The sequence below is a fragment of the Microbacterium sp. NPDC076768 genome (assembly GCF_040687205.1).
In the GTDB taxonomy this organism is placed as follows: domain Bacteria; phylum Actinomycetota; class Actinomycetes; order Actinomycetales; family Microbacteriaceae; genus Microbacterium.
Genome location: NZ_JBFBMU010000003.1, coordinates 191,196 through 209,664, shown reverse-complemented (window position 1 = coordinate 209,664; position 18,469 = coordinate 191,196). Strand labels below are relative to the sequence as shown.

14 protein-coding genes are annotated in these 18,469 nt (G+C 63.5%); 4 read left to right on the top strand and 10 right to left on the bottom strand.

What is annotated here, in order from left to right:
* Positions 1 to 52 precede the first annotated feature (52 nt).
* A complete protein-coding gene (locus tag AB0O87_RS13185) occupies positions 53 to 2,272 on the bottom strand; it encodes an NADP-dependent isocitrate dehydrogenase (protein ID WP_363516814.1) in 2,220 nt (739 codons plus the stop codon).
* A gap of 176 nt (positions 2,273 to 2,448) precedes the next feature.
* On the opposite strand from AB0O87_RS13185, the gene AB0O87_RS13180 reads away from it, so the two are divergent.
* Positions 2,449 to 2,907 carry a GNAT family N-acetyltransferase gene (locus tag AB0O87_RS13180; protein WP_363516811.1) on the top strand — a complete coding sequence of 153 codons (459 nt, stop codon included), beginning with the start codon at positions 2,449 to 2,451 and terminating at the stop codon, positions 2,905 to 2,907.
* 94 nt (positions 2,908 to 3,001) lie between these two features.
* On the opposite strand, the gene AB0O87_RS13175 is transcribed toward AB0O87_RS13180, so the two are convergent.
* The 3 genes from AB0O87_RS13175 to AB0O87_RS13165 form a co-directional block, all read right to left on the bottom strand.
* Positions 3,002 to 3,808: a hypothetical protein gene (locus AB0O87_RS13175; RefSeq protein ID WP_363516808.1), complete on the bottom strand. Its 807-nt coding sequence runs from the start codon at positions 3,806 to 3,808 to the stop codon at positions 3,002 to 3,004.
* Positions 3,809 to 3,869: 61 nt separating this feature from the next.
* Positions 3,870 to 5,684: an ABC transporter ATP-binding protein gene (locus tag AB0O87_RS13170; protein ID WP_363516805.1), complete on the bottom strand. Its 1,815-nt coding sequence runs from the start codon at positions 5,682 to 5,684 to the stop codon at positions 3,870 to 3,872.
* A complete protein-coding gene (locus tag AB0O87_RS13165) occupies positions 5,681 to 7,555 on the bottom strand; it encodes an ABC transporter ATP-binding protein (RefSeq protein WP_363516802.1) in 1,875 nt (624 codons plus the stop codon). Before AB0O87_RS13165 ends, AB0O87_RS13170 begins: the two co-directional genes overlap by 4 nt.
* A 380-nt stretch (positions 7,556 to 7,935) precedes the next feature.
* Between AB0O87_RS13165 and AB0O87_RS13160 the strand changes: the two genes are divergently transcribed.
* A complete protein-coding gene (locus AB0O87_RS13160) occupies positions 7,936 to 9,495 on the top strand; it encodes a carbohydrate-binding domain-containing protein (RefSeq protein WP_363516799.1) in 1,560 nt (519 codons plus the stop codon).
* Between the two features lie 9 nt (positions 9,496 to 9,504).
* Here AB0O87_RS13160 and AB0O87_RS13155 read toward each other — a convergent pair whose 3' ends face one another.
* From AB0O87_RS13155 to AB0O87_RS13135, 5 genes are read right to left on the bottom strand one after another with little or no spacing between them, the layout of a single operon-like run.
* Complete coding sequence (locus tag AB0O87_RS13155) at positions 9,505 to 10,014, bottom strand: methylated-DNA--[protein]-cysteine S-methyltransferase (RefSeq protein ID WP_363516796.1); 510 nt, start codon at positions 10,012 to 10,014, stop codon at positions 9,505 to 9,507.
* Entirely contained in the window at positions 10,011 to 11,504 is a 1,494-nt protein-coding gene (locus tag AB0O87_RS13150; RefSeq protein ID WP_363516793.1) for an AlkA N-terminal domain-containing protein, read from the bottom strand. The genes AB0O87_RS13155 and AB0O87_RS13150 overlap by 4 nt, the downstream gene beginning before the upstream one ends.
* 58 nt (positions 11,505 to 11,562) lie before the next feature.
* Complete coding sequence (purH, locus tag AB0O87_RS13145) at positions 11,563 to 13,170, bottom strand: bifunctional phosphoribosylaminoimidazolecarboxamide formyltransferase/IMP cyclohydrolase (protein WP_363516790.1); 1,608 nt, start codon at positions 13,168 to 13,170, stop codon at positions 11,563 to 11,565.
* Positions 13,171 to 13,205: 35 nt separating this feature from the next.
* The gene (gene purN, locus AB0O87_RS13140; RefSeq protein WP_363516788.1) at positions 13,206 to 13,793 is read right to left on the bottom strand and encodes a phosphoribosylglycinamide formyltransferase; all 588 of its coding nucleotides are present in this window, start codon (positions 13,791 to 13,793) and stop codon (positions 13,206 to 13,208) included.
* Between the two features lie 9 nt (positions 13,794 to 13,802).
* Positions 13,803 to 15,113 (bottom strand): DUF6350 family protein, encoded by a 1,311-nt coding sequence (locus AB0O87_RS13135; RefSeq protein ID WP_363516785.1) that lies wholly within the window; start codon positions 15,111 to 15,113, stop codon positions 13,803 to 13,805.
* 91 nt (positions 15,114 to 15,204) lie between these two features.
* On the opposite strand from AB0O87_RS13135, the gene AB0O87_RS13130 reads away from it, so the two are divergent.
* Together AB0O87_RS13130 and AB0O87_RS13125 are read left to right on the top strand one after the other, a co-directional pair.
* Complete coding sequence (locus AB0O87_RS13130) at positions 15,205 to 16,680, top strand: NCS2 family permease (RefSeq protein ID WP_363516782.1); 1,476 nt, start codon at positions 15,205 to 15,207, stop codon at positions 16,678 to 16,680.
* A gap of 281 nt (positions 16,681 to 16,961) precedes the next feature.
* On the top strand, positions 16,962 to 17,393 hold the full coding sequence (locus tag AB0O87_RS13125) for a DUF2510 domain-containing protein (RefSeq protein ID WP_363516779.1): 432 nt from the start codon (positions 16,962 to 16,964) through the stop codon (positions 17,391 to 17,393).
* Positions 17,394 to 17,551: 158 nt separating this feature from the next.
* On the opposite strand, the gene sucD is transcribed toward AB0O87_RS13125, so the two are convergent.
* Positions 17,552 to 18,454, bottom strand: coding sequence for a succinate--CoA ligase subunit alpha (gene sucD / locus AB0O87_RS13120; protein WP_363516776.1), 903 nt, complete (start codon positions 18,452 to 18,454; stop codon positions 17,552 to 17,554).
* Positions 18,455 to 18,469 lie beyond the last annotated feature (15 nt).

The following is an 18,469-nucleotide window of genomic DNA, read 5'->3' as shown; positions in this document are numbered from 1 at the left end:
GATGCCATAGCATCCGCCCCTTTCTTTATGTCTAGATCAACATGCCCCTAGATCAGCGAAGCGCGTCGACGATACCGTTCAGCGTCTCAGACGGACGCATCGCCGCAACGACGAGTGCATCGTCCGGACGGTAGTATCCGCCGATCTCCACCGGCTTGCCCTGCACGGCGTTGAGCTCAGAGACGATCGTCTCTTCGTTTTCCGACAGAGTGGCAGCGATAGAAGAGAAGGCCGCAGCGAGCTCGCTGTCCTTCGTCTGCTTCGCCAGCTCCTCGGCCCAGTACAGCCCCAGGTAGAAGTGGCTACCGCGGTTGTCAATCGTGCCAAGCGCACGCCCAGGCGAACGGTCCTCTTCGAGGAAGGTGCCGGTGGCCGCGTCGAGCGTCTCAGCCAGCACACGAGCCTTTTCGTTGCCGTTGCGATCTGCGAAGTGCTCCAGCGACGCGGCGAGCGCGAAGAACTCGCCCAGCGAGTCCCACCGGAGGTAGTTCTGCTCAACGAGCTGCTGTACGTGCTTCGGGGCAGACCCGCCTGCGCCGGTCTCGAAGAGTCCTCCGCCCGCGAGAAGCGGAACGATTGACAGCATCTTGGCGCTGGTACCGACCTCGAGGATCGGGAACAGGTCGGTCAGGTAGTCACGCAGCACGTTGCCGGTGACAGAGATCGTGTCGAGCCCGTGACGCATGCGCGCCAGCGTGTAACGCGTCGCCTCTTCCGGCGCGAGGATCGTGATCGTGAGCCCCTTGGTGTCCAGCGTCGCGAGACCCTGGTGCACCTTGGCGATGATCTGCGCATCGTGCGAGCGGTTAGCGTCGAGCCAGAACACCGCGGGGTCGCCGGTCGCCCGTGCGCGGGTGACGGCAAGCTTGACCCAGTCCATCACGGGGATGTGCTTGGTCTGGGTGGCACGCCAGATGTCGCCAGCGCCGACAGTGTGCTCGATGAGCACCGTGCCTTCGCTGTCGAGAACCTGCACGACGCCTGCGTCCGCAATCTCGAAGGTCTTGTCGTGGCTGCCATACTCCTCAGCAGCCTGCGCCATCAGTCCCACGTTGGGGACGGTGCCGATCGTGGCAGGGTCCAGCGGACCATTCGCGATCACATCGTCGATGACTGCCTGGTAGACGCTCGCGTACGACGAGTCGGGGATGACGGCAAGTGTGTCTGCCTCTTCACCCTCTGCGCCCCACATCCGGCCACCGTTGCGCACGAGTGCTGGCATCGACGCATCGACAATCACGTCGCTTGGCACGTGCAGGTTGGTGATGCCCTTGTCGGAGTTGACGTAGGCAAGACGCGGGCCTTCGGCGATCGCCTTTTCGAACGCGGCGGCGATCTCTGCGCCGTCCGCGACGTTGGACAGACCGGTGAGAATCGAGCCGAGGCCGTCGTTCGCACTGAGGCCAGCGGCGGCGAGCTTGTCACCGTACTGCGCAAACACATCGGCGAAGAATGCCTTGACGACGTGACCGAAGATGATCGGGTCGCTGACCTTCATCATCGTGGCCTTCAGATGCACGGAGTACAGCACATCGTCGGCCTTCGCCGCCTGCAGTGTCTCGGCCAAGAAGGCATCGAGCTCTTTGGCAGAGAGGAAGGTCGCGTCGATGATCTCGCGCGGAAGAACCTTCAGGCCCTCCTTGAGCACCGTGACGGTGCCGTCTTCTGCGATGTGACGGAAGCTCAGCACGTCGTCGTGGGCGGCGACCCAGGAGCGCTCGTTGTTCTTGAAGTCGTCGTGCCCGAGGGTGGCCACGCGAGTCTTAGACCCCTCGACGAAGGGCTTGTTGCGGTGCGGGTGCTTCTTGGCGTAGTTCTTCACCGCGAGCGGAGCACGGCGGTCGCTGTTGCCTTCACGCAGCACCGGGTTCACGGCGGAACCCTTGATGCGGTCGTAGCGCGCACGCGCGTCTTTCTCTTCCATCGACGAAGGGTCGTCTGGGAAGTCGGGGATGTCGTATCCCTGCTTCTGCAGCTCGGCGATAGCGGCCTTCAGCTGCGGGATCGATGCCGAGATGTTCGGCAGCTTGATGATGTTCGCCTCTGGCAGCGTGGCCAATCCGCCGAGCTCGGCGAGCGAGTCGCTCACCTGCTGCTCCGGGGAGAGCTTCTGCGGGAATGCGGCGAGGATGCGGCCACCGAGTGAGATGTCGCGCGTCTCGACTTCGATACCGGCCTGGCCGGTATAAGCCTGAATGATCGGGAGGAAAGAGGCAGTGGCCAGTGCCGGTGCCTCGTCTGTGTACGTGTAGATGATGGCGTCGTCGGTCACCAGGAGGTTCTCCGTTCGCGGGGCTATTTGTCTCGATACCAAGATACCTGAGCCGCTTCGCGCCTGCGGCCTCGGATGTTTCTGAGCCGGCCACTGTGGGGTAACAAAAGTCCACTTTGCGGTGAAATCTTCAACGGATACGTGTTCGATTCGCCAAGAGGGGTTAGCCTGGGAGCATGTCCGAACTGCGCATGGTCGAACTCTCCGCCGCAACGATCGTTGCGGTAAACAACCTGTCGCTCAAGCCCGGACAGGAGCAGTTTCTCGCTCCCGTCTCGTACGGGATCGCAGCGACCGTCATCAATCCTCAGACGTCGTGGCAGCGAGTCATCCTCGATGGCGAAGAGGTCGTCGGCTTCGTGAGTGCAAACTTCGACTCGGAGGCGCCGGAAGAACACTTCCGCTCAGTGCTGTGGCGCATCAACGTTGACGCAGACGACCAGGGCCGCGGCGTCGGCCGCTACGCCGTCGAGCGCCTCATCGATGAAGCACGCACGCGTGGCGTCGATCACGTTGACGTTATCTACGAAGCAGGGACAGACGGCCCAGAGAGCTTCTTCCACCGCGTGGGTTTCACCCCGGTAGGGGAAACCGAGTACTCCGAGGTCATCGCGTCCATCGAAATCGCGTCGTAGCTCGATCACGTCGTAGCGAGATCACGCCGCAGCGAGATCACGCCGCAGCGAGATCACGCCGTAATCCGATCGGCGGCCGAGCGACGAGGATCGCCTACTCGGTGTTATCGGGCTTGCGACGATTTGTCCACGTAGATAGTGCCGCAGCCGCTGCCGTCGCTGCGCGGTCAATCGCTTCGGCAGAGCGACTGAACATGTCTTGCGCGGCGTCTTGCCACGCGGCTGTCGGCGGCAGCTCCCCCGCCTGAACCTTGGCGGCGTATTCCGCCGATTCGAAGGCGCGCTCGAGCTCTCCCACGGCATCCCGGTACGCGGCGAACTCCGCCGGCGTGATCCGCCCAGACGCTGCGCGTCGCATGTCTGTGGCGTGGCCAGAGGCGCGAAGGTAGGCGGCGGTTGCCGGCCACTTGACGTCTGTCATCGCCGGGTAGGCGATCTGCAGCGCCGGGTCGGTCTCGTACCGCATCCACCGTGCGGTTACCGAGTCGTGAGCGGCATACAGACGCTCCAACGGACGCGGCTCAGAAGACGAAGGGATGGCTGCGCGTGCGGCGTTGAGCCTGACCTGCCTGGCCCGCATATCGGCGAACGCGGCCTTGGCATCGCGTTCCCGCTCGCGCAACATTCGCCGCGCGCTGGCAACCTGCTCCGCAGTCGCGCGCTGAGCTGACCGTTCAGCCGAGACTCTGGCGAGGTCAGCACGCGCCACTTTCACCGCAGTGCGCCGCTCTGCCGCGGCGATCTGCGCTGCTCTGAGGTCATGACGAGCAGCATCAACCGCAAGCCGGCGCCCGCTTGTCGTACTACTCCGCCGACGAATCCCCATCACACCCACCGTGCCAGCGGCGACAGCTGCTGGCACAGCCCACCACCACTCCGCGGCGAGCAATAAGGGATCCATAGGTCGATGCTACCTACGCTTGACACCCCGCGCGCTCCCTCATGTCTCGGACTTCGCATTCTCAGACCAGTGTCTCCTGCCAGGCCGCGTGTAGCTGAGCGAACTTGCCTGTGCCGCTGATGAGGGTGGCTGGAAGATCGTCTTCAATGATCTTGCCGTGCTCCATCACCAGAACGCGGTCGGCGATTGCCACTGTCGAGAGTCGGTGGGCGATGATAATCGCCGTCCGGTCTTTCAACAGCGTCTGCAGTGCGTCCTGAATCAGGCGCTCTGAGGGGATGTCGAGCGAGGCCGTCGCCTCATCGAGAATCAGCACTGCAGGATCAGCCAGGAATGCGCGCGCAAACGAGATGAGCTGACGCTGGCCAGCAGAAACTCGTCCACCTCGTTTATTGACGTCAGTGGCATACCCATCGGGCAGCGCAGCGATGAACTGATCGGCGCCAACGGCACGCGCCGCGGCTTTGATCTCCTCGATCGTCGCTTCTGGCTTTCCGAGGGCGATGTTATCTGCGACCGTTCCGCTGAACAGATAGGCCTCTTGCGTGACCATGACGATGGCGCGACGGAGATCCTTCGGGTGCAGCGAGCGAAGGTCCACCCCATCGAGGGTGACCTTGCCAGCAGAAGGGTCATAGAAGCGCGAGATGAGCTTCGCGAGCGTGGACTTGCCTGCCCCCGTCGTCCCCACCAGGGCGATCGTCTGCCCTGCCGGAATGTCGAGCGAGAAGTTCGGAAGAATCGTCTTCTCGCCGTTGTACCCGAAAGTCACCTCGTCAAACTCGACGTGCCCCTGCGCCTCCCAAAGGTCGACAGGCTTTTCAGGGTCAGGAACGCTCGGCTCCTCTTCCAGCACACCAGATACCTTTTCCAGCGCAGCGGTTGCCGACTGGTAGGAGTTCAAGAACATCGCGATCTCTTGCATCGGAGCAAAGAAGTTACGCACATAGAGGACAGCAGAAAGCAGCACACCAACCGTGAGCACCCCCTCAGAGACACGAATACCGCCCCAGAGCACCACGACGCCGAGCACGAGCGCCGCCACCCCCATCAGGCCAGGTTCGAAGGTTCCGAACAGTAGCATCGACCGGCGGTTGACGTTGCGATACTCCCCCGCGATGTCTTGGAAGGCCTCGTCGTTGCGGGGCTCCTTGCGGAATGCCTTCACGGCGCGGATTCCTGTCATCGTCTCCACGAACTGCACGATGACCTTGGCACTGATCACCCGCGACTCGCGGTAGACCAGTTGCGAACGCGAATAGAACCACCGCATCAAGAAGAACAGCGGGATGCCGCCGATGGCGAGAATCAACCCTGACTGCCAGTCCCAGAAGCACAGGGCGATGAAGGTGAAGAGGCCGAACAGCACTCCCGAAACGAGCTCGTTCAGTCCGCCGTCGAGGAGCTCTTTGATCGAGTCAAGATCACTGGTCTGGCGAGAAATGATGCGGCCAGAGGTGTACGACTCGTGAAATTCCAAGCTCAACCGCTGGGTGTGCAAGAAGATGCGCTTGCGCAGATCCAGCAGCACGGCCTGGGTGAGCTTGGCGGCGATGAGCACGTACCACGCGATCATCACGGCGGCCAACGCTCCTGCGGCAAGGTAGATCCCGCCGATCATGAACGTGGGCATCCAATCGGCATCGTCCAGCACCGCAGGAAGCGCGCGGTCAAGACCCAAGCTGATCAAAATCGGCCCGGCAACCTGCAAAGCGGTAGAGATGACGAGAACCGTCGCGGCCAGGATGATCTGCGGCTTCAGAGGGCTGACCAGGGACCCGAGCAAGCGGAGCGACCGTCGACGGATCGTCTTGCTCTCTTCGCGGGTGTACTGCGAGCGGTCTTCATTTTGAGTACCGGTGATGGCGGAGCTCATCGCTGCACCTCCTTTTCGTCCTGAACCTGTTCATCTCGAATCACGGGGATCGCGCCGGTGCGCGCCGCCTCTTCCGCCTCCAGGCTGGAAATGACGTGACGGTAGTGCCGACTGGTTTTCAGAAGCTCCGAATGCGTTCCTACCGCTGTCACCCTTCCGGCTTCCAGCAGAGCGACCCGGTCTGCGAGCGCGACGGTCGAAGGACGGTGCGCCACGATCAGGGCGGTGGTTTCGGCCAGAACGCGTCGCAGCGCCTCCTCGACCAGAGCTTCGGTGTCGACATCGAGCGCCGATAGCGGGTCATCCAGCACCAGCACCTTGGGGTTCGCCGCCACCGCGCGTGCCAGAGCAAGCCGTTGGCGCTGTCCGCCGGAGAGGCTCAGCCCCTCCTCACCGATCACGGTCTCCACGCCCTCAGGCAGTTGGTCAACGAACGCGGCCTGCGCGACGTCAAGCGCCTCACGCAACACGCGCTCTCCCTCTTCGCTATGCACGTCGAGGTCGGCACGGCCCAGCAACACGTTCTCTCGTACCGTGGCTGAAAACAGCGTGGCGTCTTCGAACGCCATCGCAATGTGCGTGCGGAGCTCAGAAAGCGAGAGATCGCGCACGTCCACACCATCGAGGGTGACCTTGCCGCCCGTCACGTCGTACAGCCTGGTCGGGAGCGTGGTGAGTGTCGTCTTGCCGCTGCCTGTGAGTCCGACCAGCGCCATGGTCTCACCAGGACGCAGTACCAGGTCGATGCCGTCGAGCAGATCCCGCTCGTGCGCTGTGGCGTCTTGGTAGCGGAAGTGCGCATTTTCGAAGGCGAGTTCGCCGCGCGGTTGCTCGATGTGTACCGGGTGTTCCGGGTCGGTGATGGTATTGATCTCCGAGAAGATGTCGAACACTCGGTCTGTCGCCGTGCGCGCATCCAGCATGAAAGAGAAGAGGAAGCCAATCGATTCGATCGGCCAACGCAGCACGACAGCCATCGCGAAGAACGCGAACAGTTCGGCCTCGTCGATCTGCCCCTGGGAGATCAACCAGATGCCAGATATCAGGCTCAGTCCGAACGCGATTTGCGGCATGAGGTCGAGCCAGAACCAGATCGAGGAGATTGCCCTGGCCTTGCTCATCTCCGTCTCACGCAGCGTTTCGGCCTGACGGCTAAAGCGTCCAAGCGCGTGGGAGCCCCGACCGAATGCTTTCAACACTCGGATGCCGTGCACACTCTCTTCCACGCTGGTGGCGAGGTCGCCGGCCTGGTCTTGGCTGCGACGAGTGAGCGCGCCGTAGCGCTTCTCGAAAAGGTATCCCCGAATCCACAGCGGGATCGCGGTGACAAGGAAGATTGTCCCCAGCAGCCAGTGCCACCGGAACAACAACAGCGATCCGATGACGATGGTGAGGATATTGACAACGAGCAAGACGAGCCCGAACGCCAGCCAGCGGCGGATGAGGCCGATGTCTTGCATCATGCGGCTGAGCAGCTGGCCTGATCCCCAGCGGTCATGGAACGAGACCGGCAGCGACTGCAGGCGCGAGTACAGCTCCGTGCGCATCTTGTACTCGACCTGGGTCGAAGGATTGAGCACAAACTGACGACGCAACCAGACCATCAGCGCCTCACCCAGCGCCAAAGCAAAGACGGCACCGGCGCCCCACGCGATGGCACTGATCTCGCCAGTGCGCACCGGGCCGCTGATGATCTGTTCGAGGACGATCGGGATCATCAGCGCAATGATCGCGGCGACCAGAGCACTGGCAGCCCCGCCAGCGAGCCGCCAAATGACGGGCAACACGAAGGGCTTCAGCCGCCACAGGGCAGCGGGCGTTGATAGGGAAGAAGAGGGCGAGGAATTTTGCGCGGAGGGCGAGGAAGACATGTCTCTCAGACGAATTTCTTAGGAACGCGGTTGCGGAAGTGGGCGGATGTCAGAGCGGACTCAAAGAGTCCGGCATCCGGCGAAGAGGTCGCGGGGGCTCTAAGAGAGCGAGCGCGCGAGGGCCGAGCCGAGGGTGGCGATCTGCGCAGCGGCGATCGTAATCATGGTGTCCTCCTCAGGGGCTCGGCTATGTCGTCCGGTTGGCGCGACAGCCCATCAGCTTATTGCTGTGAACCAGCTGGACACAAGAGTTATTTCCGACCTTGGAAAAACTCCTACACCTCAGGACACATAGGAAGCTCATTGCTTACCCAAAGGACGAGCGTAGCAAGCACCTGCACAGTGGTAATCCTGCGACGACGATCCACAAGGAGCACAGCATGAAGACCAAGAAGTACCTCCTCACCGCCACGAGCAGCTCGCTCTTGATCGGCGGGCTCCTGCTTGCGGGGTGCGCCTCGACGGCGGCAACGACCGACACTTCCTCCCCTGTCGTCACCACCGAAACCACTGCCGACACCTCTGGCTCCACGATGGGAGTCGTCGCGGCTGAGGTCCTGGCCGCCAACGCGAACTCCACCACCGTGAACAGTGACGAATGGAGCATGGACGGAGCTGTCGCGATCTCTCTCGACGGAACCACCGCCTCGGCCGACGGCGAGGGGGTGACGGTCGCCGATTCGACCGTGACCATCTCGGCCGCGGGAACATACGTTATATCCGGGCAGTTCGACGGTCAGATCGTGGTCGACACCGATGATGAGGAGGTCGTTGCGCTCGTGCTCGATGGCGTCGACATCACGAACTCGACAGGCGCTGCCATCGCGATTATGAACGCCGAAGATGTCGCCGTCTCACTCGCAGGCTCCAGCACCCTGACCTCCACCGGTGAGGACGAAGAAGCAAATGCCGCCCTGTTCAGCGACGCCGATCTGACGATCTCCGGTGACGGGTCTCTCACGGTGAACAGCGTGAATGACGGCATTACAAGCCACGACGACCTGGTGATCCTGTCTGGCAACATTGCCGTCACTGCCGGAGATGACGGAGTCCGCGGCAAAGACTCCCTCGTGATCGAGGGCGGCACGCTCACTGTCGATGCCGCAGGTGACGCGCTGAAGTCAGATCAGGAAGAAGACGAGACCCGCGGGTACATCCATATCTCCGGGGGCACGCTCAACCTGACCGCCGGCGATGATGGCATGCAAGCGCAGACCGACCTCGTAATCACCGGAGGCGAAACCGCTCTGGTCGCCGAAGACGATGGGCTCAAGTCAGAGGTGAACCTGGTGGTCTCTGGCGGAGCCACCGCCGTGAACGGCTCCTACGAGGGCGTCGAGTCTTACTACATCACCGTGGAAGACGGCACACTCGGCGTCGAGGCGACAGACGACGGCATCAACGCCACCAGCGGCACGAGCACGACCACCGATATCGGCGGCGTCGTCGAAGAAGACGATGGAGCGATGTTTGCCGTCACCGGCGGTGAGATCACCGTTTCCGCCGAGGGCGATGGAGTAGACACCAATGGCTCCGCCCTCGTGACGGGCGGCACGCTCACGGCGTTCGGCTCTTCGGGCGACAGGGAGGGCGCACTCGACGCCAACGGCTCGATCGTTGTCGATGGCGGAACTGTCCTCGCCGTCGGCACCACGGGGATGGCCGTCTTCCCGGATGACTCCTCTGCCCAGGGATGGTTCTCTGCGGCCCTCGACCAGACTTACGGTGCAGGAGAAGACGTGCAGGTGCTCGATGAGAGCGGCTCAGTCATTGCGGAGTTCACGTCGGTGAAGACCTTCCAGTCTGTGGTGCTCTCCGACGCGGGTCTCGAAGACGCGGCGACGTACTCGATCACCGTAGGCGGCCAGTCCGCTGGCACCGTCGTCGAGGGTGTCGCAAGCGCCAGCCAGGAAGGCATGGGCGGCCCTCCGCGTCCGTAACGACCTCCGTTAGCTGGCGCCTGAGCCTGCTGCAGCTTCGCGCTGCAGCAGGCTCTCTTTTACGCCTACTCCCCAGGCAAAACCACCAAGGCTGCCATCGGCACGGAGCACCCTGTGGCAGGGCACAAAAAGAGCCGATGCGTTTCGTGCACAGATAGATGCTGCCGCGCGCACCGCATTCGGATTACCGAACCGCGCCGCGAATCCGGTGTAGGTCAGCGGCTCCCCCGGTTCGATCGCTCGAAGCGCAGACCATCCGGCAACCTGCAAAGCTGTGCCCTTCTGCGTGACCTCCACAGATCCGATCGCGGAAAGATCGCCCGCGTAGTACGCCAATGCGGCGGCAGCGGCATCGGTCTCTCCCTCGGTGACACGTTCGAGGGAGTCCGCCCGCGTGAGACGGCCGAGAAGAGCCTCGACGTCGGCCGTCCACCCGGAGGCCAACACTCGTTGGCGCTCATCGACGAGCACAGTGAAAGGGCCATCCTGGGTGTCGATGGTCTGGACAGTGGCAGTCATGGGATTTCCTTCGGTGTCGTCTGTTCGGCGCGGCGAGCGCGAGAAGGTCGCAGTGGCGCTGACCGCCAGAGGTGCGCGCTCAGATAGCTCCGCCAGGGTGCCGCGCGTTCCGCCCACGCGGTGAGCGTGCGCGCTTCTGCTGGCAACCCGACAGCTGCGGCTCCTGCGCGAAGTGCGACGTCTCCTGGGAGGAGGATGTCTGGATCGCCGAGCACTCGCATGCGGACGTAGTCTGCCGTCCACGGACCGATGCCCGGCATTGCCAGAAGCGCTTCGCGTTGCTCTCTGCTGTCATCCCCGACTGTCAGTCGGAGCGAGCCGTCTGCCAGTGCTGCGGCCGCGCCAGTGATCGCACGAATGCGCGCGGTAGGGCCTCGCAACACTTCAGCCCCATGCGCGGCGATGGCAGGCATCGTGGGAAACAGGAGCCCTTGTTCCGTCCGCTCCCCCAGCGCCTCGGCGAGGGAAATGAGAGCAGTGCGAGCGGCGACGACGGTGATCTGCTGTCCGATCATCGCCCGGATCAGCATCTCGTGCGGATTGGCCGACCCTGGCACTCGCATGCCGGGGGTCTGCGCGATGAGTGGGGCGAGCTCGGCGTGAGCGGACAGCGCCTCGTCAATTGCTAACGGATCGGCGTCCAGGTCGAAGATGCGACGCACCGTCGATACCAGCGGCGCCAGATCGCCCAGCCGCGCAACTTTGGCGCGGAGTCGCAATCGATTGTCTTCGTCTTGTCTCACTTCGAACCACGCGGGACCACCCGGCATCTGCAGGTGGCGCGAGAACGAAGAAGCTGTGGCCTCTTCAATACCCGGCACTGTGCGAGCAGCCATCCACGCGAAGATTCCACGCGCATCCAGCGGCCCTCGGTACGGGAGCACAAGCTCGATGGCACCAGGCGCTGCCACGGATGAGGTGCGCCGACGCTCCCTCAGCTGGCCGGGGGTAAGACCGAACACTTCACGAATCGTGTCGTTGCACTGGCGGATGCTGGCAAAGCCAGCAGAAAACGCCACGTCAGAAACAGAGAGATCTGTTCCGACTAAAAGCATCCGCGCCGTATGCGCCCTGTGCGCCCTGGCGAGCGCGAGCGGGCCAGCGCCGAGTTCGGCGGCCAGCACACGGGTGAGGTGTCTGGAGGAGTAGCCAAGTCGTGCGGCAAGGCCCGAGACGCCCTCGCGCTCGACAACGCCGTCGGAGATCAGACGCATCGCTCGCGCTGCCGTGTCGCCGCGCACGTCCCATGCGGGAGAGCCCGGCGCGGCCTCTGGCAGACACCGCTTGCACGCACGGTAGCCCGCTTCGTGCGCGGCCGCGCTCGTGGGATAAAAGGTCACGTTTTGCGGCTTGGGTGTGCGCGCAGGGCAACTGGGACGACAGTAGATTCGCGTCGAGCTCACAGCCGTAACAAACTGCCCATCGAAGCGCGTATCGCGTGCGCTGATGGCACGGTACCGCTCATCGAAGTCGGTGACGGGAAGGCTCATGCCTCCACTCTGTCACGCGCCACCGACCTCGACTAGCGGAAATCGGACACGACTGTTCTCAGTGGAAGAAGTGGCGCTCACCCGTGAAGAACATCGTGACACCGGCCTTGCGGGCAGCGTCGACCACCTCTTCATCGCGCACCGATCCGCCCGGCTGCACGATCGCGGTCACGCCCGCATCGATCAACACCTGAGCGCCGTCGGCAAACGGGAAGAAGGCATCAGAGGCCGCCACCGATCCGGTCGCGCGCTCCCCTGCTCGCTCGACGGCGAGGCGGCACGAATCGACGCGGTTGACCTGCCCCATGCCGACACCTACCGTGGCGTTGTCCTTGGCGAGCACGATGGCGTTCGACTTGACGGCGCGGCAGGCCTTCCATGCGAAGATCAGATTCTCCATCGCTTCGTCACTCGGACGCTCACCGGAGACGAGTTCCCAGTTCTTTGCAACGGAAACGATGTCGTCAGGGAACCGGTCTGCGTCCTGCAGCAGCAAGCCACCGGAGACCAGACGCACATCCATGCGCTCCTGGCGCCAGTCTTCTGGAAGCTGCAGCAGGCGCAGGTTCTTCTTCGCCTTGAAAACTTCTAGTGCTGCCGGCTCAAACGACGGGGCGACAATGACCTCGGTGAAAATGTCTTTGAGGTTCTCCGCCATCTTCAGCGTGACAGTGCCGTTGGCGGCAATTACCCCTCCGTATGCAGACACGGGGTCGCACTCGTGCGCACGCAAGTGCGCACTGGCGATGGGGTCGAGTGCATTGGGCGCTGTCGTTGCAATGCCGCACGGGTTGGCGTGCTTAATAATGGCAACGGCCGGCTTGATCATGTCGTACGCGGCACGAAGAGCCGCATCGGCGTCGACGTAGTTGTTGTACGACATCTCCTTGCCCTGCAGCTGCGTCGCCTGAGCGATGCCGTGCCCGCCGGCGCGCGTGTAGATCGCACCGCGCTGGTGCGAGTTCTCGCCGTAGCGAAGGGTCGCGAGGCGCTCAGCCTGAATCGTGAGGTGGGTGGGTAGGTCGCCGTCGTCCTGCAGTGTGCCTTCAGCAAACCAGGAAGCGACAGCGGTGTCGTACGCGGCGGTGTGGGCGAACGCGCGTGCTGCCAACTCGCGACGCTGCGACACAGTGGTGCCTCCGTCGGCGATGGCCGAGACGATGCCGGGGTAGGACTGTGGCGAGACGACGATAGCGACGTTGGCGTGGTTCTTCGCCGCCGCACGCACCATCGCGGGCCCACCAATGTCGATCTGCTCGACGACATCATCGCCCATCGCACCGGAAGCGACTGTCTCTACAAACGGATACAGGTTCACCACGACGAGCTCGAACGGGGTGATGTCGAGTTCAGCGAGCTGACGTTCGTGCTCTTCGAGACGCAGGTCGGCAAGCAGACCACCGTGGATCTTCGGGTGCAGCGTCTTGACCCGACCATCGAGCATCTCGGCCACACCCGTCACCGCAGCGACATCGGTGACGGGGAACCCGGCATCGCGAATTGTCGCGGCCGTTGAACCTGTCGAGACAATCTCTACCCCGGAGTCCGCAAGAGCGGCGGCGAGGACGAGCAAATCAGTCTTATCGCTCACCGAAACGAGCGCGCGCCGAATAGGCACGGTGTTGCGATCGCGGTAGAGCGTGGGGTCGTGGCGGGGGCCGGCCATGTGGGCTCCTTCGTGCGGGGGCGTCTGGTGGGGGGTCAGGAAGAGGGCTTGAGGGCGAGTTCGCCAGTGGCGATCCCGCGCACCACGTCGATAAGCAGTCGGCGCTCGACGGGTTTGATGCGTTCGTGCAGGCTGTGCTCGGTGTCGCCATCGAGAATCGGCACCCGCTCTTGAGCGAGGATCGGACCGGTGTCAACGCCGTCATCGACGACAATCACGCTGGCACCCGTCTCTGCGGCACCGGAGGCAAGAGCGTCGCGGACGCCGTGCGCGCCGGGGAACTCCGGCAAGAACGCAGGGTGCGTGTTGATCAGACGCGGCGAATATGTGGCGACGAGCGACGGTGGCAGCAACCGCATCAGTCCACTGAGCACGACGAGGTCGGGTTTCCAGACCGCGAGCTGGTTTGCGAGTTCTTCCCCCCACGCCTCGCGCGTCTCATGTTGGCGCCACGGCACAGTGAAACTGGGGATGCCGAATTCTTCGGCGTGGGCGAGACCGGCAGCTTCGCGATCAGCGCCGACAACGATCACCCTGGCGGGAAAATCGGGATGACGAGCGGCCTCGAGGAGGGCACGAAGGTTCGAGCCGGTGCCCGAGATAAGAACGGCGACCGTGAGCACGCGCCCAGTCTACCGGGGCGCGTCGGGTGCTGCAGATGAGGGCTGCTGCACCGGAACACCATCCGCATCAAACTCCGTCATTTCGGCGATCCAGCGGTCCGTACGCTCTTCCGCCAGCTCATCTCGGTTGCGCGGAGACAGCAGCAAGATCGTGGCTCCGATGAGAACTTCCAGCCCCAGCGACAGCACAAGCGGCAGCACGGCAGGGCCGACCACAGCCAATCGGCCTGGCCCCATCGACCCATTGGCGAGCTCTGCGGCCAAGCCAGCGAATCCCGCACTGACCACCGCAATACCGAAGGCGATGACCGCACGCTGCGGGAGCCGCAGCGGTGTGCCCTCCCAGACGAGGCGGGAGCGCACTGCCCAGGCAGCGACTGCGCCGGCGGCGACCGGGACCAATATGACGATCAGCATCCACATCGAGCTGTTTTCCGGCAGCAGCCCGAACACGGGTATGCCGGGCACGACGCCCAGCTGGATGCCAGCGGGCGACACAGCAGTGCCGGCGCCGACAGCGAAACCTGGTCCAGCAAGCCAGGATGCAGTCCAGACGATCAGCGTCGGCAAGTAGGCCAGTTGCGCGAGGGTGAGGACCGTTGCCCCGAGCGCATCGACGCGCGCCGCTTGGAACAGTGCAGCCATCTCGCCGCCGCGGAATGCCGTGGCGACAGCCAGCGTGAGGGCCGATGCTCCGACCATCGCGACCAGCACAAATGCCGCACCGCGCACGATCGCAGCGGGAACGGGAGCCCATTCCTGATGCGAGTCGAGCCAGTCATGCAGACGGTCGAGCAGTCCGCCGTCCCCGTCTTCCCACGCGATGCGAACGCCTCCGCATACCGCTCCAACGAAGTACACCGCCGCGGGGAACAGCACCGCGAGCACGAACGGCGTCTGCACAGCCGCGAGCCCCGACGTCAGCGCGACCGCTGCGGAGATGAGCGCGAAGACCGCAGTGCCAGACAGCGCACCCAGCAGCCAGGTTCCCGCCGTCGCCGCCCTGCCTCCAGAGCGAGCGGCGAAGAACAGAGTGAACAGCAGGAACGCAAGCGGCGTGACGGTGACGGCGAAGGCCGCCCCTTCAGCGGGAATCGCGAGCGCCACCAGTAACTCGTCAGGGATGGTGACGGCGAGCGGTACGCCGTGACCGAACTCCCACAGCGTCCCGGTGAGAGGCCAGAGGGCTCCCCAATCCGCTGTGATTCCGAAAGCGAGCGTCCACAGCAGCGTCAACGGTGCCAAAAGCGCGACGAGACCAACCGCAGCGGCGATGGTGGCGTCGAAAGCAGCGAGGAGCGCGACGAGGAGGCGTTGCATAGCCTCTTGAGACTACGACGTGTTGCCACTGACCTTCTCGTGGCGCGCGCGAGCGCGGCGACACGATAGCGTTTTCTCCGGAGGTCTCCCGATGACAACTGCCCCGCCCACCCCGGCATCCACAGAGCCTAAGAACTCACTCGACCGCTTCTTTGAGATCAGCAAACGCGGATCCACGATTGGCACTGAGGTCAGAGGAGGCCTGGTGACGTTCGTCACGATGGCCTACATCGTGATCCTCAACCCGATCATCCTGTCCGGCAAGCCCGATGTCGCCGGCAACATGCTCGACTTCAATGCTGTGGGTGCCGCCACAGCGCTGACCGCCGGTGTGATGACGATTCTGTTCGGAGTGGTCACCCGCCTGCCGTTCGGCTTCGCCGCTGGCCTCGGTATCAACGCGTTCGTTGCGTTCTCCGTGGTCGGGCAGGTGACGTGGCCAGAGGCCATGGCGCTGGTGATGATCAACGGCATCGTGATTGTTCTGCTGGCAGCCACTGGCCTGCGCAAGGCGATCTTCGACGCCGTGCCGTTCCAGCTCAAGATCGCCATCACGGTTGGCATCGGCCTGTTCATCGCGTTCATCGGCTTTGTGAACTCTGGGTTCGTTACGGCAACCGGCGCTTCGTCTCCCCCCGTCGGGCTTGGCGTGAACGGCTCGATCGCCACCGTTCCCAGCCTGCTATTCGTCATCACCCTTTTGATCACCGGCATCCTGGTCGCGCTCAAGGTCAAGGGCGGCATGCTCATCGGACTCATCGGCGGCACGGTGCTGGCGGTGCTCGTCGAGGCGATCTGGCAGATCGGCCCCCGCGGGTTCGACGACGCCGGCAACGTCATCAACCCCGGCGGCTGGGGGCTCACCGTTCCTGCGCTGAGCGGCTCACCTGTCGGCATTCCCGACCTGAGCCTGATTGGCGCGGTCGACTTCAGCTTCGACCTGAGCAAGGTCAGCCTCGTCGCGATCGTGATGATCGTCTTCACGCTGCTGTTCACGAACTTCTTCGACGCCATGGGCACCATGACCGGCCTCGCGAAAGAATCGAACCTCGCTGACGACAATGGTGACTTCCCCCGCATCAAGTCGGCGCTGGTGGTCGAGGGTGTCGGTGCTATCGCAGGTGGAGCGACCTCTTCTTCGTCCAGCACTGTCTTCATCGAATCGGGTGCGGGCATTGGCGAAGGTGCGCGCACCGGCCTCGCCAACGTCGTGACAGGGGTCGTGTTCTTGATCGCGATGTTCCTCACGCCGCTGACCTCTATCGTCCCGACCGAGATCGCCGCGGCCGCGCTGATTATCGTCGGTGCGATGATGATGGCGCAGATCCGCTTCATCGACTTCGCGGACTTCCGGGTGCTGCTGCCGGTGTTCCTTACGGTCTCTGTGATGCCGCTGACCTACTCGATCGCCAACGGCATCGGTGCGGGATTCGTGAGCTGGGTTCTCATCCACGCGTTCTCCGGCAAGGCCAAGACCATCAGCCCGCTGCTGTGGGTCGTCGGCGCCGGGTTCCTAATCTTCTTCGCCAGGGGTCCGATCGAGGCCCTCTTCGGCGTCGGAATCTAACCCCACCCCCACCCCCCCACCGGAGGGGCGGATGCTGCGGCATCCGCCCCTTTTCCGTCCCCCACGTGCGTCACATGCATGAGCATCCGCCAAATGCATGACCGACGGCGGCCGTATCGTCCTGCAAGCGTCAGACAGTCATGCATGCGGCAGGCCATGGGGCCGAACACGCCAGGATCCACGACGACGATGAGGCTGATAGCTTATGTCCCGTGTTAGACGGGACAAGCCTTAGCTCAGACGGACATCAGTCACACTTAGCTGCGCAGCAGCGGCACCCCGTGGCTGGGTGGTATTTGATCTCGTTCCACAACCCATCGATGCTGCGGTGGTGGGACGGCACCCAGTGGACGGAGCACCTCATCGCGGCCGCCCCGATGAAGCCGGCCGGCGCGCGCTTGACGATTACTGAGCTGTTGGATCGGGGGAGAACCGGCGCAATATTGCTCTGGGTTGCCACCGCGCTCTGGCTCGCTTTCGCCACGGTTCTCTTTGTCTTCGTCTTCGTTGTCTTGGGCATCGGCACCATCGTGGAGCACATCGCCGGTGGTGGGCTCTTCCTGGTCCTTCTGATGTTTGGCGCGTCAGCCCTCTTCATCATCTGGGCGGTCTGGGCGATCTGGGCGGAAGTACACATGCGCGCTCTTCGTCGACGACTACTCGCGGACGCTCCGCCACCCTTCCCCGGCTTGATGCCCGCACCGAATGCATGACCTGATCACAGATGCATGACCCGACACGCGGCGGCGGTCATGCATGTGTGGATCAGTCATGCATGTGAAGAGAGACGAGGGCCCGGGGTGCATGCGCCTGGGCATAAAAGAAGGCCCCAGAGTGGAGTCCGGGGCCTTCAGTTACAGCTTAGCTCAGATTAGAGCGCTTCGACGATCGCGCGCATCAGGTCTGCTGTCTCAGACGGCGTCTTGCCGACCTTGACACCGGCGGCCTCGAGGGCCTCCTTCTTGGCCTGAGCGGTACCTGCGGAGCCCGAGACGATGGCGCCAGCGTGGCCCATGGTCTTGCCCTCAGGGGCGGTGAACCCCGCGACGTAGCCGACGACCGGCTTCGTGACGTTCGCCTTGATGTAGTCAGCGGCACGCTCTTCAGCATCTCCACCGATCTCACCGATCATCACGATCGCCTTGGTCTCGGGGTCAGCCTCGAACGCTGCAAGCGCGTCGATGTGCGTGGTACCGATGACCGGGTCGCCGCCGATGCCGATGGCGGTTGAGAAGCCCAAGTCGCGCAGCTCAAACATCATCTGGTAGGTCAGGGTGCCCGACTTCGACACGAGGCCGATCGGTCCCTTGCCTGTGATGTTCGCCGGCGTGATGCCGACAAGCGCCTCACCGGGGGTGATGACGCCGGGGCAGTTCGGTCCGATGATGCGGGTCTTGTTGCCCTTGCTCTGGGCGTAGGCCCATGCCTCGGCCGAGTCGCCGACGGGCACGCCCTCGGTGATGACGACGAGCAGCGGGATTTCGGCGTCAATAGCCTCGATCATCGCGTCTTTGGTGAACGCGCCAGGCACGAAAGCGATCGACACATCAGCGCCGGTCTCCTTCATCGCCTCAGCGACCGATCCGAAAACAGGCAGATCGACGGCGTTGCCGTCTTGGGCCGTGTGCGAAACCGTGGTGCCGGCCTTGCGAGCATTCACGCCACCGACCACCTGGGTGCCGGCCTTGAGCATGAGCGCGGTGTGCTTCGTGCCCTCGCCACCGGTGATGCCCTGGACGATGACCTTGGAGTCCTTATTGAGGTAAATCGACATTCTTCTAGTCCTTAA

What these genes read in the sequence shown, in the direction of transcription:
- AB0O87_RS13150 (WP_363516793.1), bottom strand. Translation starts at nt 11,504, where the DNA reads ATGAGCCTTCCCGTCACCGACTTCGATGAGCGGTACCGTGCCATCAGC.
- AB0O87_RS13175 (WP_363516808.1), bottom strand. Translation starts at nt 3,808, where the DNA reads ATGGATCCCTTATTGCTCGCCGCGGAGTGGTGGTGGGCTGTGCCAGCA.
- AB0O87_RS13130 (WP_363516782.1), top strand. Translation starts at nt 15,205, where the DNA reads ATGACAACTGCCCCGCCCACCCCGGCATCCACAGAGCCTAAGAACTCA.
- AB0O87_RS13135 (WP_363516785.1), bottom strand. Translation starts at nt 15,113, where the DNA reads ATGCAACGCCTCCTCGTCGCGCTCCTCGCTGCTTTCGACGCCACCATC.
- AB0O87_RS13170 (WP_363516805.1), bottom strand. Translation starts at nt 5,684, where the DNA reads ATGAGCTCCGCCATCACCGGTACTCAAAATGAAGACCGCTCGCAGTAC.
- AB0O87_RS13160 (WP_363516799.1), top strand. Translation starts at nt 7,936, where the DNA reads ATGAAGACCAAGAAGTACCTCCTCACCGCCACGAGCAGCTCGCTCTTG.
- AB0O87_RS13165 (WP_363516802.1), bottom strand. Translation starts at nt 7,555, where the DNA reads ATGTCTTCCTCGCCCTCCGCGCAAAATTCCTCGCCCTCTTCTTCCCTA.
- AB0O87_RS13180 (WP_363516811.1), top strand. Translation starts at nt 2,449, where the DNA reads ATGTCCGAACTGCGCATGGTCGAACTCTCCGCCGCAACGATCGTTGCG.
- purH (WP_363516790.1), bottom strand. Translation starts at nt 13,170, where the DNA reads ATGGCCGGCCCCCGCCACGACCCCACGCTCTACCGCGATCGCAACACC.
- sucD (WP_363516776.1), bottom strand. Translation starts at nt 18,454, where the DNA reads ATGTCGATTTACCTCAATAAGGACTCCAAGGTCATCGTCCAGGGCATC.
- AB0O87_RS13155 (WP_363516796.1), bottom strand. Translation starts at nt 10,014, where the DNA reads ATGACTGCCACTGTCCAGACCATCGACACCCAGGATGGCCCTTTCACT.